The organism is Actinomadura napierensis (assembly GCF_039529375.1).
GTDB lineage: Bacteria > Actinomycetota > Actinomycetes > Streptosporangiales > Streptosporangiaceae > Spirillospora > Spirillospora napierensis.
In genome coordinates this window covers 22,813-37,866 of the sequence record NZ_BAAAMR010000021.1, presented here as the reverse complement: position 1 = coordinate 37,866, position 15,054 = coordinate 22,813, and the positions used below count along the sequence as shown (strand labels likewise).

The window sequence follows — 15,054 nt, the reverse complement described above, 5'->3', positions numbered from 1 at the left end:
CCACAGGAGGCCGGTCGCCGGCTCAGTTCACGCACCGTCAAAGTCGGAATGGTGAGCGCGCTGTCGCTGACCCTGGTCGCCTGCGGCTCCAGTTCCACCACCGCGCGGTGCGTCGACCGCAACGCGCCGTCCGGCAAGGGCGGCTACAAGGTGGTCTCCGACAGGTACTGCGACGTCGACGACATCGACCACGGGAGCACCGGTTCATACAACCGGTACTTCTGGTACTACGGCGGCAAGCGCGGTTCCAACGGCTTTGTGTCGGGCGGCAGCCGGTCCCGGCCGAGCGACGGGAAGATCAAGTCCGGCAGCGGGAAGACGCTGAGCCGCGGAGGTTTCGGCGGCAGCGGCAAGAGCGGGAGCTGATCCGTGCGCCGCATGCGTTCGACGCCGAGGGACGGCTGGGCGGAAAGGGTCGAGGCGCACGGGCTGGCGTTCCACCGAACAGCGCATCCCGAGCATCTGACCCGCCCCTACTGGGACGAGTCCGTGCACTACGTCTTCGACATGGACGAGGTGCTGGCGCTCGAGGCCACCGTCGAGGAACTGCACGGCATGTGCCTGCAGGTGGTGGAGCACGTCGTCAGCACGGGCCGCTACCACGTGCTCGGCATACCCGACTGGGTGGCGCCCCTCATCGAGGACTCGTGGCGGCGGCGCGACCCGCATCTGTACGGACGGTTCGACCTCCGCTACGACGGCCACGGGCCCGCCAAGCTGCTGGAGTACAACGCCGATACGCCGACCGCGCTCGTCGAGAGTTCCGTGGTGCAGTGGTACTGGCTGCAGGAGGTGCATCCGGGCGACGACCAGTGGAACTCCATCCACGAGAAGATGGTGGCCCGGTGGAAGGACCTCGTGCCGCGGCTCGACGGCGGGCCCGCGCATTTCGCCTGGACGACGGCCGACGAGACCGGTGAGGAGGTCATGACGATCGCCTACATGCAGGAGACCGCCGAAGAGGCGGGCCTGCCCGGCGTGGCGATCGCCATGGAGGACATCGGCTGGGATCCGGTGCGGCGGCGGTTCGTCGACATGGACGAGCAGGAGATCCGCACCCTCTGCAAGCTCTACCCGTGGGAGTGGATCGTCGCGGAGCAGTTCGGGCGGGAGATCCCGGGCACACCGACGTCGTGGATAGAGCCGATCTGGAAGATGGTCCTGTCGAACAAGGCGCTGCTGGTGTTGCTGTGGGAGCTGTTCCCCGGGCACCCCAACCTTCTGCCGACGTACCTGAACACGCCCTCCGGCCTGACCTCCTACGTCCAGAAGCCGCTTCTGGGCCGTGAGGGCGCCAGCATGCGGATCGTCGCGCCGGACGGCAGCGAGCAGCGCACCCAGGGCGACTACGGCGCGGAGGGCTTCGTCTTCCAGGAGTTCTGCGCGCTGCCGGAGTTCGACGGTGAGCATCCGGTGCTCGGCGCGTGGGTGATCGAGGACGAGTCGGCGGGAGTGGGGATCCGCGAGACGTCGGGGCTCATCACCGATGACACGTCGTCCTTCGTCCCGCACCGCATCGGCCTGTAGGGCGGGCCCTACCGCTCTGTAGGGCGGGCGCTACTGGAGCCTGGAGGGGACGTCGAAGGTGGCGACGACGGCCTGCCAGACCTTCTTGACCGGCTCCCCGTCCGCGAACGCCTGCTCGATGGTGCGCCCGCCCAGCTCGGCGATGACGTAGTCCTTGGCCACGCTCTGGGCGTAGGCCTCGCCGAACTGCTGGTTCATCCGGTCCCAGAAGACTGTTAGACGCACCTGTCCACGCTATCCGACGGGCGGGCCGTCCAAGGACTCCTTGACCTCGCCCGGGACGGCAGGGCCGGTTCCCTGGCGGTACTGGCGGTGCAGGCCGGTCAGATAGCGTTCGACGCCTTCGACGACGCGGGCCGTCCGGTAGGAGGGGAAGACGTCGAAGGCGTGCTGGCCGCCCTTCATCTCCGCGTAGATGACCGGCGCCTCGGACATGTCGCGCAGCCGTTCGACGAAGCGGCGAGCCTCCAGCACGGGGATGAGCGAGTCGTGGCTTCCGTGGATGACGAAGAAGGGCGGCGCGTCCTTGCGGAGGTAGGTGACGGGCGACGCCTTGGCGTAGGCCTCGCGGTTCTCCTCGAACGGCAGCTTGACGACCATCTTCTCCAGGAGCCGGGTGGATCCCATGGGCACCGGCCATGGCCCGGCGTCCACGAAGTTGTAGACGCCGTAGAAGGGGACCGCGCCCTGCACGGAGGTGTCCACGTCCTCGAAGCCGGGCTGGAACTCGGGCACGTTCGCGGTGAGCGCCACCATCGCGGTGAGGTGGCCGCCCGCGGAGCCGCCCGTCACGCAGAGGAAGTCGGGGTCGGCGCCGTACTCCCGCGCGTGCTCGCGGTACCAGGCCAGGAAGTGCTTGAGGTCGATCAGGTGCTCCGGCCAGGTGGCGCGCGGGCTGAGCCGGTAGTTGACGTTGAATCCGACCCATCCCTGGACGGCCATGTGGTTGAGCAGGGACAGCCCTTGTTCGCGCTTGTCGCCGATGACCCACGCCCCGCCGTGGATCTGCATGAGCCCGGGCCTCAGCTCATCGTCGGGGCGCTCCCCCGTCGGGCTGTAGACGTCCAGTTTCAGGCGGAGCCGGCCGTCCTCGCGGTAGACGATGTTGCGCTGCACCTTCACGCCCTTGCGCGGGATCAGGCACAGCGGCGGGACGAACAGCGGCGCCAGCGGGAAACGGGGTGCGCCGTCCGGATCGAGGTCGAGGGGGGCTCCGCTCTCGCGCAGGGTGACGACGGTACGGCGGGACGCCAGGATGATGGCGACGGTGCCGGCCGCGCCCATGACGCCGAGGACCAGCCCTAGCCAGCCGGCCCAGCCGTCCAGCCCTCCGTACAGGGCGGTGAGGGCGAGCGCGACGATCTCGGTGACGAGCAGGTGCGGGGCCAGCTCGATGGTGAGCCAGCCGGAGAAGAAGCCGGGCACCAGCAGGGCGGCGTTGCGCGGCGGCGCCTGCGCGTTGGCCGCGAGAAGGGCGAAGAGGATCCCGAAGGCGAGCAGAAGGTAGGGCATCGCGACTCCTAGGCGGCTGGCGTCCTACCGGTAGACCATGCCCATACAAGCGCTTGCTTACAATGTGACGCGCGCCACGCCGTCGCATTCTGTCCGACCCGCGAGGCAGTATGGGCGCCATGGGCGGTGACGTGCTCGAACGCTTCTCCCCGGCGACCCGCGAGTGGTTCGCGGGGGCGTTCGCCGCGCCCACCCCCGCCCAGGCGGGGGCGTGGGAGTCGATCGCCGGCGGCGACGACACCCTGGTCGTGGCGCCGACCGGGTCCGGCAAGACCCTCGCCGCGTTCCTGTGGTCGCTCGACCGGCTCGCCGCCGGCCCCGCGCCCGACGCCGACCCGCTGCGCCGCTGCCGCGTGCTGTACGTCTCGCCGCTGAAGGCCCTGGCGGTGGACGTCGAGCGCAACCTGCGCGCGCCGCTCACCGGCATCCGGCACGCCGCCCGGCGGCTCGGCCTGCCCGAACCGGACGTCCGGGTCGGGACGCGGTCGGGCGACACCCCGGCCGACGAGCGCCGCCGGCTGGCCGTCAGGCCGCCCGACATCCTGATCACCACGCCCGAGTCGCTGTTCCTGATCCTCACCTCGCGCGCCCGCGAGTCGCTGCGCGGCGTCGAGACGGTGATCGTGGACGAGGTGCACGCGGTGGCGGGCACCAAGCGCGGCGCGCATCTGGCGCTGTCGCTGGAGCGCCTCGACGCCCTGCTGGAGCGGCCCGCGCAGCGGATCGGCCTGTCGGCGACCGTCCGGCCGGCGGAGGAGGTGGCGGCGTTCCTCGGCGGGACGCGGCCCGCGTCGGTCGTGCAGCCGGGCTCGGACAAGGTGTTCGACCTCGACATCGTCGTCCCCGTCGAGGACATGGGCGAGGTGGGGCAGTTCGCCGGCGAGTCCGGCACCGCCGATCCGCGCCAGCGCAGCATCTGGCCCCACGTGGAGGACCGCCTCCTCGACCTCATCCAGGCGCACCGCTCGACGCTGGTGTTCGCCAACTCCCGCCGGCTGGCCGAGCGGCTGTGCGGGCGCCTGAACGAACTCGCGTACGAGCGCGCCACCCGGGAGCCGCTGCCGGAAGACCACTCCCCCGCGGCGACGATGGCGCAGGCGGGCGCGGCCAAGGGCGCCGTGGCGGAGATCGCCCGCGCGCACCACGGGTCCGTCTCCAAGGAGGAGCGGGCCGGGATCGAGAACGCCCTCAAGGAGGGCCGCCTCCCCGCGGTCGTCGCGACGTCCAGCCTGGAGTTGGGCATCGACATGGGCGCGGTCGACCTGGTCGTCCAGGTGGAGTCGCCGCCGTCGGTCGCGAGCGGCCTGCAGCGGGTCGGCCGGGCCGGGCACCAGGTGGGGGCGGTGTCCAAGGGCGTCATCTTCCCCAAGTACCGCGGCGACCTCGTCCAGACGGCGGTGGTGGCCGAGCGGATGCGCGGCGGCGCGATCGAGGAGCTGCACTACCCCCGCAACCCGCTGGACGTGCTGGCGCAGCAGATCGTCGCGATGGTCTCCATGGACGAGTGGACCGTCGACGATCTGGAGACCCTCGTCAAGCGCGCGGCCCCCTACGCGACGCTGCCGCGGTCGGCCCTGGAGGCGACCCTCGACATGCTCGCCGGGCGCTATCCGAGCGACGAGTTCGGCGAGCTGCGGCCGCGGCTGGTCTGGGACCGCGTCACCGGCGTCCTGCACGACCGTCCCGGCGCGCAGCGCCTCGCCGTGACCAGCGGCGGGACCATCCCCGACCGGGGCCTGTTCGGGGTGTTCCTCGTCGGCGAGAAGTCCTCCCGGGTCGGCGAGCTCGACGAGGAGATGGTCTACGAGTCGCGGGTGGGCGACGTGTTCGTGCTGGGCGCCAGCTCGTGGCGGATCGAGGACATCACCCCCGACCGCGTCCTCGTCTCGCCCGCGCCGGGGCAGCCCGGCAAGCTCCCCTTCTGGCACGGCGACACGCTCGGACGCCCGGCCGAGCTGGGGCGCGCGCTCGGCGCCTTCACCCGCGAGCTGGCCGCGCTGCCCGCCGAGGAGGCCCGCGAGCGCGTCTCCTCCGCCGGGCTCGACGCCTGGGCCGCCGGCAACCTCGTCTCGTACCTGGGCGAGCAGCGGGAGGCCACCGGGCACGTCCCCGACGACCGGACGATGGTCGTCGAGCGGTTCCGCGACGAGCTCGGCGACTGGCGGATGGTCGTCCACTCGCCGCTGGGCGCGCGCGTGCACGCGCCGTGGGCGCTCGCGATGGCGGGCCGGCTGCGCGAGCGGTACGGCGTCGACGCGCAGGCCATGCACGCCGACGACGGCATCGTGATCCGCATCCCCGACATGGACGATCCGCCGAGCCTCGACCTCGCCGTGTTCGACGCCGACGACATCGAGCGCATCGTGGTGGACGAGCTGGGCGGCTCGGCCCTGTTCGCGGCGCGGTTCCGCGAGTGCGCGGCGCGGTCCCTGCTGCTGCCCCGCCGCCGTCCCGACAAGCGGATGCCGCTGTGGCAGCAGCGCCAGCGCGCCGCGCAGCTGCTCGCGGTCGCGAGCAAGTACCCGTCGTTCCCGATCACCCTGGAGACGATGCGCGAGTGCCTGCAGGACGTCTTCGACGTGCCGGGCCTCGTCCAGCTGATGCGCGACATGTCGGGCCGCAAGGTCCGGATGGTCGAGGTGGAGACGCCCGAGCCGTCGCCCTACGCGCGCTCCCTGCTGTTCCACTACGTCGGCGCGTTCATGTACGAGGGCGACTCGCCGCTGGCGGAGCGCCGCGCCCAGGCGCTGGCCCTCGACTCCGCCCTGCTCGCCGAACTGCTCGGCCAGGCCGACCTGCGGGAGCTGCTCGATCCGGACGCCGTCGCCGACATCGAGCGGGAGCTCCAGCGCCTCGCCCCCGACCGCCGCGCCCGCGACATGGAGGGCGTCGCCGACCTCCTGCGCACGCTCGGCCCGCTGACGACCGCCGAGGTCGCGCTGAGAACGACCCTGACGCCCGACGCCGCTACGACCGATGCGGCGCGAGGCGGCGAGCCGGACGATGCCCCCCGACTGGCGCGAGAGGTGCTGGTGTGGGCGTCGCGGTGGCTGGAGGAGCTGGAGGCGACGCGGCGGGCGATCCGCGTCCGCGTCGCCGGCGAGGAGCGGTGGGCCGCGATCGAGGACGCGGGACGGCTCCGCGACGCGCTCGGCGCACCGCTGCCCGTGGGCGTTCCCGAGGCGTTCCTCGAGCCGGTGGACGACCCGCTCGGCGACCTGGTGTCGCGCTACGCGCGTACACACGGCCCCTTCCGCACCGGGGAGACCGCCGCCCGGTTCGGCCTCGGCACCGCCGTGGTCACCGACACGCTCCGGCGGCTGGCGGGCGCGGGACGGGTCGTCGAGGGCGAGTTCCTGCCCGTCGAGGCCGTGACGGGCCCGCTGACCGGCGAGTGGTGCGACGCCGGGGTGCTGCGGACGCTGCGCCGCCGGTCGCTGGCCCGGCTGCGCGCCGAGGTGGAGCCGTCCCCGCCGGAGTCGCTCGGCCGGTTCCTGCCGGTCTGGCACGGCATCGTGGGCGGGTCGCGACTGCGCGGCATCGACGCGCTCGTCCAGGCGATCGAGCAGTTGCAGGGCGCGGCGGTGCCCGCGTCGGCGCTGGAGTCGCTGGTGCTGCCGTCGCGGGTGCCGGGCTACTCCCCCGCCATGCTGGACGAGTTGACCTCCGCCGGCGAGGTCGTATGGGCGGGCCAGGGCGGGCTGCCCGGCGGCGACGGCTGGGTGGCGCTGTACCTGGCCGACACCGCGCCGCTGCTCATGCCGCAGCCCGCCGAGATCACCCTCACGCCCGCGCACCAGGCCGTCCTGGACGCCCTCGACGGCGGGGGCGCGCTGTTCTTCCGCACCCTGTCGGACCGGGTGAACGCGCAGGTCACCACCGCCGACGCCGACCTCGTCGCCGCCGTGTGGGATCTGGTCTGGGCAGGCCACCTGACCAACGACACCCTCGCCCCGCTGCGCGCGGCGCTCGGCTCGGGGCGTCCCACGCACCGGTCGCGGACGGGCCGGCGGGGCCGTCCCGTCCTGCCGTCCAGGACGGGCCCGCCCACGGTCGCGGGCCGCTGGTGGCCGCTGCCGGCGCGCGAGACCACGGCGACGCTGCGCTCGCACGCGCTGGCGGAGGCGCTGCTGGAGCGGTACGGCATCGTCATCCGCGGCGCGGTGGCGGCCGAGCGCACGCCCGGCGGGTTCTCCGCGGTGTACCCGGTATTGCGGGCGTTCGAGGAGAGCGGCCGGTGCCGGCGCGGGTACTTCGTCGAAGGCCTGGGCGCCGCGCAGTTCGCGCTGCCCGGCGCGGTCGACCGGCTCCGCGCGCTGCGCCCGGCCGCCGCCGCGCCGGACGACATCTCCGCCCTGTGGGAGACGCCCCGCAAACCCGACGTCCGCGCGCTGGTCCTGGCCTCCGCCGATCCCGCCAACCCGTACGGTGCCGCCCTGCCCTGGCCCGACCGCGACGACGAGGTCGCCAGCGGCCACAAGCCGGGACGCAAGGCGGGCGCGCTGGTCGTGCTGGTCGACGGGCGCCTCGCGCTCTACGTGGAGCGCGGCGGCAAGACGCTGCTGACCTGGGACGATGACCCGGAGATGCTGCGTCCGGCGGTCGACGCGCTCGCCCTGGCGGTCCGGGAGGGGGCGCTCGGCAAGCTGACCGTCGAGCGCGCCGACGGCACCGCGATCAACGACTCGCCGCTCGCCGCCGCTCTGGAGTCCGCGGGCTTCCATCCGACTCCTCGCGGCCTGCGCCTGCGCGCCTGACCGGGGCCTGCGCGGGAGATCCCTGTGCGGGAGATCGGCGGTCGCGTCCGTGCGCGGCGGGTGCGCGCAGGACGACGGCCACGGCGGCGGCGCACGCCAGGACGCCCACCAGCGAGAGCGGCGTGAGTGTGGTGCCGAACATCGCCCACGCCCCGAGCATGGTGGCGGGCGGGGTGAGGTAGAGCAGGGCGGAGGCACGGCCGACGCCGCTGCGCCGGACGTTCACCCAGTACAGGCCGTAGCCGCCGAACATCGCCAGCACCACGAGCACGGCGATGGCGGTCCAGAAGGCGGGGTCCGCCGGCGGGGCGAGGTCGCCGCCGGCGCCGGCGAGGACGGTGAAGAGCAGGGCGCTGATCCCGGCCTGGACGGTGAGGGCGTCGATGAGGCCGATGGACGGCCGGGTGCGGCGCTCGATGAGGGTGGCGCCGACGAGGCAGAGCGTCGCGGCGAGCGGAAGCGCGTAGGCCCAGGCCGGCGCTCCTCCGTGCAGGTCGCCGCCGACCACGAGCGCGACGCCGCCGAGTCCCGCGGCGAATCCGGCCAGCTGCCGCCGGGTGACCCGCTCGCCGAGCACGGGCACGGCGAGGACGGCGGCGACCAGCGGCTGCAGAGCGGTGATCAGGTTGTCGACGCCGGCGCTGACGCCGTGCTCGGCGGCCAGGAAGACGCCGTAGAGGTAACCGCCCTGGCCCAGTGCCCCGATGAGGGCGTGCAGGGCGAGGTCGCGGGGCGGGATGCGGGGGCGGCGCCAGCAGGCCCAGGCCAGGAGCAGGCCTCCGGCGACGATGAACCGCCAGGCCAGCAGGGTGCTCGCCGGGGCGGCGCCGGCGCCGAGCTGTGCACCGATGAAGCCGGAGCTCCAGGTGACGACGAACACGGTGCCGATCGCGGCCCCGATCAGGGCGTCGCGGCGCGGAGCGGCCATGGCTGAGGTATACATACCGGTATAGTTACCCCATATCCATACCGGTATGTAAACTTGGCCGCGTCAGATCGAAGAGCCAGGTCGAAGGAGCCGCCGATGCCGGCCACCACCGGGGAGCGCCCGCTCACCCCCGCCGCGCGGCGGGTGCTCCAGGTCGCGAGCGAGCTGTTCTACGAGCGCGGCATCGGCTCGGTCGGCATGGAACTGGTCGCGGCCGAGGCCGGGGTCACCAAGAAGACCGTCTACGACCGGTTCGGCTCCAAGGAGGCGCTCGTCCTCGCCTACCTGCGCGCCCGCGACGCGCACTGGCGGGAATTCATGACCCGCCGGATCGACGCGGTCCCCGCCCCGCGCGACCGCGTCCTCGCGACGTTCGACGCCCTCGACGAATGGCTGTCCACCGAATGCGGGCGCGGCTGCTCGATGGTGAACGCCTGCGCCGAGCTGCCCGACCCCCGGCACCCCGTCCACGGGGCGGCCGCGGAGCAGAAGGCATGGGTCAGGGAGCTGTACGCCGGCCTGGTCGCCGACGGCACGCTCGCCGACCAGCTCCTCATCCTGCACGAGGGCGCGGTCGTCGCCTTCAGCGTCGGCGGCGTCCCCGACGCCGCCGCCAAGGCCCGGGCCGGCGCCGGCCCGGCCGCCCCCCTCAGGCTGGGCGGCCCCGCCCCCCCCCCCGCCAAGGCCCGCGCCGCCGCCGACGCGCTTCTCCGGTAGGTCAGCGGCGGCGGCCCTTGAACATGGAGATCAGGCCGCGCAGGGCGCGCTCGTCCAGGGAGCCGAACGGGTTGTCGTGGACGAGGTAGGTCCAGGTCGCGGACGGCCGCTTGAGGCCGGCCGCGTCGAGGTCGATGCCGTCCTCGGTCGCTGTGAGGTCCTCGAACGCGGCCACCGACCGGCGGCGGGCGTCGCCGAGGAGGCGCTTGCCCGCCGGGACGGCCTCCCGGTTGAACTCGACCAGCGGGTCGAGGCCGCGGCCGAGGGAGCGCAGGTGGATGCCCTCGCGCAGGTCGGCGAGGAAGGCCAGGTGCTCGGCCCAGCACCGGTCGAGCTGGAAGAGGACGATCTGCCGGGCCGCCGCCGCGACGGCGTCCGCACCGGCGATCTTGGTGAGCTCGGCGTGCCCGGCGGGGGCGTCGGCGGCCGTGGCCCGGTCGGCGGCGTCGCCGGTCATGACCGCGTCGCGCTCGGCGAGGACCTCGCGGCGCTGCAGGCCGATCAGCTGGTTGTACCGCCAGGTGTTGCGGTGCAGCTCGAGATCGACGCCCTCGGCGACCCGCTGGGCGTGGCCGACGATCCAGTGCGCGCCCTTGTCGTCGACGCGGCCATCGTCCCCGAGGGGCCCCTTGTGGGTCTCGTCGGGCGCGAAGCGGGTGACCAGGTCGTCCTGGAGGCTGGTGAAGAACACCGATCCGCCCGGGTCGCCCTGCCGGCCGGCGCGCCCGCGCAGCTGGTCGTCCAGCCGGCTGCTGTGGTAGCGGCCGGTGCCGACCACCAGCAGGCCGCCCGCGGCGGCGACCTCGTCGCGGCCCGAGCCGTCGCGCCCCGCGGGCGCGGTGCCGGGGGCGGACGCGGCCGGACCGCCGCCGAGCCGGATGTCGGTGCCGCGTCCGGCCATCTGGGTGGAGACGGTGACCGCGCCGGGTGCGCCCGCCTCGGCGATGATCGCGGCCTCCTCGGCGTCGTTCTTGGCGTTGAGCACCACGGGCTCGACGCCCGCGCGGACGAGGCGCCGGGCGAGGCGCTCGGACTCGGCGACGTCGCCGGTGCCCACCAGGACGGGACGTCCGGTGGCGTGCGCCGCGACGATCTCCTCGACGACCGCCACCTCCTTGTCGGCGGTGGTGGCGTAGAGGCGGTCGGGCTCGTCCTCCCGGACGCACGGCCGGTTCGGCGGGACGACGGCGATCTGCAGGGAGTAGAACTCGGTGAGCTGCCCGGCGACCGCCATCGCGGTGCCGGTCATCCCGCAGCGGACCGGGTAGCGGCCGATCAGCTCCTGCACGGTGATGGAGTCGAGGATCTCCCCGGACGGGGACGCCTCCAGTTCCTCCTTGGCCTCGACGGCGGCCTGCAGGCCGTCCGGCCAGCGCTGCAGCAGCGCGACCCGGCCGCGCGACTCGCTGATCAGCTTCACGGCGCCGTCGCGGACGATGTAGTCGACGTCGCGGTGCAGCAGCACCTCCGCGTGCAGCGCCACGTTCACGGCGGTCAGCGTCGCGAGGTTCTCGGGCGCGTACAGGTCGAGGCCGAGGACGCGTTCGACCTCGCGGGCGCCGGCCGCGGTCAGCTGGACGTTGCGGCCCTCCTCGTCGGTGGCGTAGTGCAGGCCGGGCCGCAGCCGCCGGACGAGGTCGGCGTACCGGGGGTCGGCGGGGTCGAGGTCGGCGGCGCCGGCCAGCACCAGCGGCACCATCGCCTCGTCCACCAGTACCGAGTCGGCCTCGTCGATCAGCGCGACGCGCGCCTCCCGCTGGACGGCGTCGGCGGGGTCGGTGACGAGCCGGTCGCGCAGCAGGTCGAAGCCGATCTCGCTGACGGGCGCGTACAGCACGCCGGCCCGGTACGCCTCGCGCCGCTCGTCCGGCGTGGACGCCTGCCCCACCGAGGCGACCGACACCTCGAGCATGGCGTACAGCGGTCCCATCCATTCGGCGTCGCGGCGGGCGAGGTAGTCGTTGACCGACATGACGTGCACGGATTCGCCGCGCAGCGCGTACCCGGCGGCGGCCAGGGCACCTGCCAGGGTCTTGCCCTCGCCGGTGGCCATCTCGGCGACGTGCCCGGCCAGCAGCGCCAGGGTGCCGGTGAGCTGGACGTCGAAGGGCCGCTCGCCGAGGGCCCGGCGGGCGGCCTCGCGGCCGACCGCGCAGAACTCCGCGAGGTCGGCGATCAGGTCCGGGGTGGACGCGGCGGTGAGCTCCGCGTCGGTCAGCCTCCGGATCCGGTCCTCGCGCCGCCCGGCCTCCTCGACGACGGCGCGGAAGGGCGCGAGATCGACGCTGCCGGGCTTCTGGACGAGGCGCCGGAAACGGTCACGAAGCGCCATGTCGCCCCCTCGATGCCTCCACCACGGTTCCCCCAACGGCCGGTTCCGGTCCCTCGTTCCACATGATCACCGCGGAAGGTCTCCGGAAGATCTCCGGGAGGTCTCCGCACGAGGTCTGACCTCGAATTCATCCCCAAGATGGATCCCCGCGAGCCCCTCGTTTGAGAACATGAAGGCATTACGGGGTTGCGGTGACCACGGGGAGAGCGTCACCGCGGAACGGGGTTTCGCCATGACACCTACGGCACGGTGGGCAGCCGCGCAGCGGCGCAAGCGCCAGATCATCAGCCAGACGGTCATCGACCGCGCGCTCAACGACCCGCGGCGCCATGACCAGCCCGCGGCCTCGGCCGCGGAGGACAAGTAAGCGCGAGAACGTACGGCACGAGTGAGCGCCCCCGCCATCGGCAGGGGCGCTCAATCGTGCCCGCGCGCGCCCGCCCAACCGTCCGCGCCCGCCCAGCCGCCCGCGCGCGCCCGTCCCGCTCAGTTGGCGCCGGCCGAGAAGACCTCGTCGCGGGCCTTCTCCAGGGCGGCGTGCAGGGCGCCGCGCAGCACCGGGTTGCCCTCCACCTCGGTCACCGCGACGGTCGGGCGGGTCGGGCTGATCCGCCCGACGGCCCGCTCGATGCGGTCGGCGAGGGGCGCCCCGCCGGCCCGCCCGAGGCTGCCCGACAGCACCACCAAGCCCGGGTCCAGCACGATGTTGACCGAGGTAACGCCGTAGGAGAACCGGTTGGCCAGCTCGTCCAGGAACGCGCCACCCCGGGACTCGTCCGCGGCCGCCGCCCGGACGCACTCGACCGCGGTCGGCTCGGTGATGCCGTGCTCGTGGGCGAGGGCGCGCACCCCGTCCGCGCCGACGAGGGCCCCGTAGCCGCCGGCGAGGGTCGGGATGCCCCATGACGTCGACTCGGTGACGCCGCCCTCCTCCTCGGGGACGCGCCGGGCGGTGCTCAGCGGCAGCGGCGCCCCGGGGACCGGCAGGTACCCGATCTCGCCCGCGCCGCCGGACCGGCCGCGGTGCAGCCGGCCGCCGAGCATCACCGACAGGCCCATGCCGCGGTCGAACCACATCAGCGCGAAGTCGTCGGCGTCGCGCGCCGCCCCGTAGGCGCGCTCGGCGACGGCGGCGAGGTTCACGTCGTTCTCGATCGTCACCGGGCGGCGCAGGTCGGTGCGGAGCGCGGCGAGCACGCCCTCGTGCCAGGCGGGCAGGTCGAAGGAGAACTGGACGTCGCCGGAGCGCGGGTCGACGACGCCGGGGGTGCCGATGACGAAGGCGCTCAGCCTGTTCACCGCGACCTTGGCCGATCGGCACGCCTTGACCACGGCGTTGTGGACCATCTTGACGGGCTCGTCAGCACCGTTCGGATCGACGGTAACCTGGGCGACCATGCGTCCGGTGATGTCGGCGACGCCGGCGGTGACGCCGTCCGGCCCCACCTCCAGGCCCGCGACGTAGGCGCTCGACGGCACCACGGCGTACAGGGCGGCGTTCGGACCGCGGCCACCGGCCTGCTCCCCGACCACCGCCACGAGCCCGCGCTCCTCGAGCCTGGACAGCAGCTGGGAGGCGGTGACCTTGGAGAGCCCGGTGTGCTCGCCGATCTGCGCGCGCGTCAGCGGGCCGTGCTCGACGAGCAGGTCCAGCGCGGCGCGGTCGTTCAGCTCACGCAGCAGCCGCGGTGTTCCCGGGCGTCTGGCCATGCTGGTACCCCTCGATGTCTCAATCCGCTAACGGGCGGTTTTGTTTAGGAAAGTTTCTTGTTAGTTTACCCGCAAGCGCCGACCGTCCCCTCATCCGGGGAGGGGCGTGCAGAGCGCGGACTGGCGAGCAGGGCGCCCGCGAGCGACGCGACGACGAGCGGGGCATGTCCCGGACCCTAAAGGGTCCGGGCGTGCTCCACTCGCATCGCCGGCCACACGGCCGCGCGAGGCGATGCCGGAAAGGAACCCCCAGTGAAGTACATCAAGGTTGCGGCCACGGCGGCCGCGATCGCCCTGGCCGCCACGGCCTGCGGCGGCGGCGGAGACGACAAGAAGGACGACTCCGGCGCGGGCAAGGACCCGGCGCAGCTCAAGGTCTGGATGATGGGCGACGGGACCACCGAGCAGACGACCTTCCTCAAGGGCGTCGAGACCGAGTTCAAGCAGAAGCACCCGAACACGGCCGTGCAGATCAAGTACGTGCCCTGGCCGCAGGTCGCCACCACGTTCCAGAAGGCCGCCGCCGGCGGCGAGGGCCCGGACGTGACCGAGCTCGGCAACACCGACGTCCAGTCGCACATCGAGCAGGGCAACCTCGCCGACGTCACCGGCGAGATGTCGGGCTGGGCGGACAACAAGACGCTCAACAAGACCGCGCTGCAGAACGACCAGGCGGACGGCAAGACCTACGCCGTGCCGTGGTACGGCGGCGTCCGCGCCATCTGGTACCGCAAGGACTGGTTCGACGAGCTCAAGATCCAGCCGCCGGCGAACTGGGCCGACCTGGTCGCCGCCGCCAAGAAGGTCCAGGACGCCAAGAAGGTCCCGGGCATCGGCGCGCCGAGCGACCAGACCAACGCGCTGGTCAGCTTCATCTGGGGCAACGGCGGCGAGGTCGCCGTCAAGGACGGCGGCAAGTGGACCGGCAAGCTCGACCAGCCGCAGGCGGTCGAGGCCGTGAACTTCTACGCCGGCCTGGTCGGCAAGGAGAAGGTCGCGCCGGAGAAGTACGTCGGCAAGAACGAGCTGGACGGCCCGCAGCGCGACTTCGCGCTCGGCAAGCTCGGCATGTACATCGACGGCAGCTGGGCGCTGGCGCAGATGAAGAAGATCTCCCCGAAGAACGCCGACAAGTGGGCGGTCTTCCCGATCCCGGCCAAGAGCGGCGGCAACGCGCCGGTCATGGCGGGCGGCTCCGACCTCGCGGTGTGGAAGGACAGCAAGGCCAAGAAGGCCGCGTTCGACTACGTCACGATCCTCAACAACGCCGCCAACGCCAAGAAGTGGGCCGACATCAGCGGCTTCTCCTCGATGCGGTCGGACGTCCAGTTCTCCGACCCGGCGCTGGCGCCCTTCACGCAGATCGCGGCCAACACCAAGTTCACCCCGATCAGCGCCGGCTGGGGCGACTTCGAGCAGTCCAAGAAGGTGCTGCCGAACGCGGTGAAGGCGATCATGCAGGGCAAGTCGGCCGACGACGAGATGAAGAAGGCCAACGAGCAGGCCAACGAGCTGCTCAACCAGTAGCACCGAGCATCCGGCGGGCCCGCGCGCTCATCCCCGCGGGCCCG

11 protein-coding genes are annotated in these 15,054 nt (G+C 73.1%); 6 read left to right on the top strand and 5 right to left on the bottom strand.

Going from position 1 to position 15,054, the window contains the following annotated elements; translation table 11 throughout:
* The first annotated feature begins 48 nt into the window (after positions 1-48).
* Positions 49-366: a hypothetical protein gene (locus ABD296_RS14415; RefSeq protein ID WP_344266392.1), complete on the top strand. Its 318-nt coding sequence runs from the start codon at positions 49-51 to the stop codon at positions 364-366.
* A 3-nt stretch (positions 367-369) separates the two neighbouring features.
* Positions 370-1,527: a glutathionylspermidine synthase family protein gene (locus ABD296_RS14410; protein ID WP_344266390.1), complete on the top strand. Its 1,158-nt coding sequence runs from the start codon at positions 370-372 to the stop codon at positions 1,525-1,527.
* Between the two features lie 30 nt (positions 1,528-1,557).
* On the opposite strand, the gene ABD296_RS14405 is transcribed toward ABD296_RS14410, so the two are convergent.
* Both ABD296_RS14405 and ABD296_RS14400 read right to left on the bottom strand, forming a co-directional pair.
* A complete protein-coding gene (locus ABD296_RS14405) occupies positions 1,558-1,752 on the bottom strand; it encodes a DUF3046 domain-containing protein (RefSeq protein WP_344266387.1) in 195 nt (64 codons plus the stop codon).
* A 9-nt stretch (positions 1,753-1,761) separates the two neighbouring features.
* Positions 1,762-3,039 carry an alpha/beta hydrolase gene (locus ABD296_RS14400; RefSeq protein ID WP_344266384.1) on the bottom strand — a complete coding sequence of 426 codons (1,278 nt, stop codon included), beginning with the start codon at positions 3,037-3,039 and terminating at the stop codon, positions 1,762-1,764.
* Positions 3,040-3,158: 119 nt separating this feature from the next.
* Between ABD296_RS14400 and ABD296_RS14395 the strand changes: the two genes are divergently transcribed.
* Entirely contained in the window at positions 3,159-7,796 is a 4,638-nt protein-coding gene (locus ABD296_RS14395; RefSeq protein WP_344266381.1) for an ATP-dependent helicase, read from the top strand.
* On the opposite strand, the gene ABD296_RS14390 is transcribed toward ABD296_RS14395, so the two are convergent.
* The gene (locus ABD296_RS14390) at positions 7,717-8,724 is read right to left on the bottom strand and encodes a DMT family transporter (protein WP_344266378.1); all 1,008 of its coding nucleotides are present in this window, start codon (positions 8,722-8,724) and stop codon (positions 7,717-7,719) included. The two genes, ABD296_RS14395 and ABD296_RS14390, sit on opposite strands and share 80 nt — an antisense overlap.
* A gap of 96 nt (positions 8,725-8,820) precedes the next feature.
* Between ABD296_RS14390 and ABD296_RS14385 the strand changes: the two genes are divergently transcribed.
* Positions 8,821-9,441: a TetR/AcrR family transcriptional regulator gene (locus ABD296_RS14385; RefSeq protein ID WP_344266375.1), complete on the top strand. Its 621-nt coding sequence runs from the start codon at positions 8,821-8,823 to the stop codon at positions 9,439-9,441.
* A 1-nt stretch (position 9,442) separates the two neighbouring features.
* Here ABD296_RS14385 and secA2 read toward each other — a convergent pair whose 3' ends face one another.
* Complete coding sequence (secA2, locus tag ABD296_RS14380) at positions 9,443-11,773, bottom strand: accessory Sec system translocase SecA2 (RefSeq protein WP_344266372.1); 2,331 nt, start codon at positions 11,771-11,773, stop codon at positions 9,443-9,445.
* 232 nt (positions 11,774-12,005) lie between these two features.
* Here secA2 and ABD296_RS14375 point away from each other — a divergent pair, with 232 nt between their 5' ends.
* Positions 12,006-12,140, top strand: coding sequence for a hypothetical protein (locus ABD296_RS14375; protein ID WP_344266369.1), 135 nt, complete (start codon positions 12,006-12,008; stop codon positions 12,138-12,140).
* A gap of 119 nt (positions 12,141-12,259) precedes the next feature.
* Here the strand turns inward: ABD296_RS14375 and ABD296_RS14370 are convergent, their stop codons facing one another.
* A complete protein-coding gene (locus ABD296_RS14370; protein WP_344266366.1) occupies positions 12,260-13,483 on the bottom strand; it encodes an ROK family transcriptional regulator in 1,224 nt (407 codons plus the stop codon).
* Positions 13,484-13,735: 252 nt separating this feature from the next.
* Here ABD296_RS14370 and ABD296_RS14365 point away from each other — a divergent pair, with 252 nt between their 5' ends.
* Complete coding sequence (locus tag ABD296_RS14365; RefSeq protein ID WP_344266363.1) at positions 13,736-15,010, top strand: extracellular solute-binding protein; 1,275 nt, start codon at positions 13,736-13,738, stop codon at positions 15,008-15,010.
* The last annotated feature ends 44 nt before the right edge of the window (positions 15,011-15,054 follow it).

Excerpts from the sequence above, each read along its gene's own strand:
- ABD296_RS14415 (WP_344266392.1), top strand. The coding sequence starts at position 49 with ATGGTGAGCGCGCTGTCGCTGACCCTGGTCGCCTGCGGCTCCAGTTCC.
- ABD296_RS14400 (WP_344266384.1), bottom strand. The coding sequence starts at position 3,039 with ATGCCCTACCTTCTGCTCGCCTTCGGGATCCTCTTCGCCCTTCTCGCG.
- ABD296_RS14395 (WP_344266381.1), top strand. The coding sequence starts at position 3,159 with ATGGGCGGTGACGTGCTCGAACGCTTCTCCCCGGCGACCCGCGAGTGG.
- ABD296_RS14390 (WP_344266378.1), bottom strand. The coding sequence starts at position 8,724 with ATGGCCGCTCCGCGCCGCGACGCCCTGATCGGGGCCGCGATCGGCACC.
- ABD296_RS14385 (WP_344266375.1), top strand. The coding sequence starts at position 8,821 with ATGCCGGCCACCACCGGGGAGCGCCCGCTCACCCCCGCCGCGCGGCGG.
- secA2 (WP_344266372.1), bottom strand. The coding sequence starts at position 11,773 with ATGGCGCTTCGTGACCGTTTCCGGCGCCTCGTCCAGAAGCCCGGCAGC.
- ABD296_RS14375 (WP_344266369.1), top strand. The coding sequence starts at position 12,006 with ATGACACCTACGGCACGGTGGGCAGCCGCGCAGCGGCGCAAGCGCCAG.
- ABD296_RS14370 (WP_344266366.1), bottom strand. The coding sequence starts at position 13,483 with ATGGCCAGACGCCCGGGAACACCGCGGCTGCTGCGTGAGCTGAACGAC.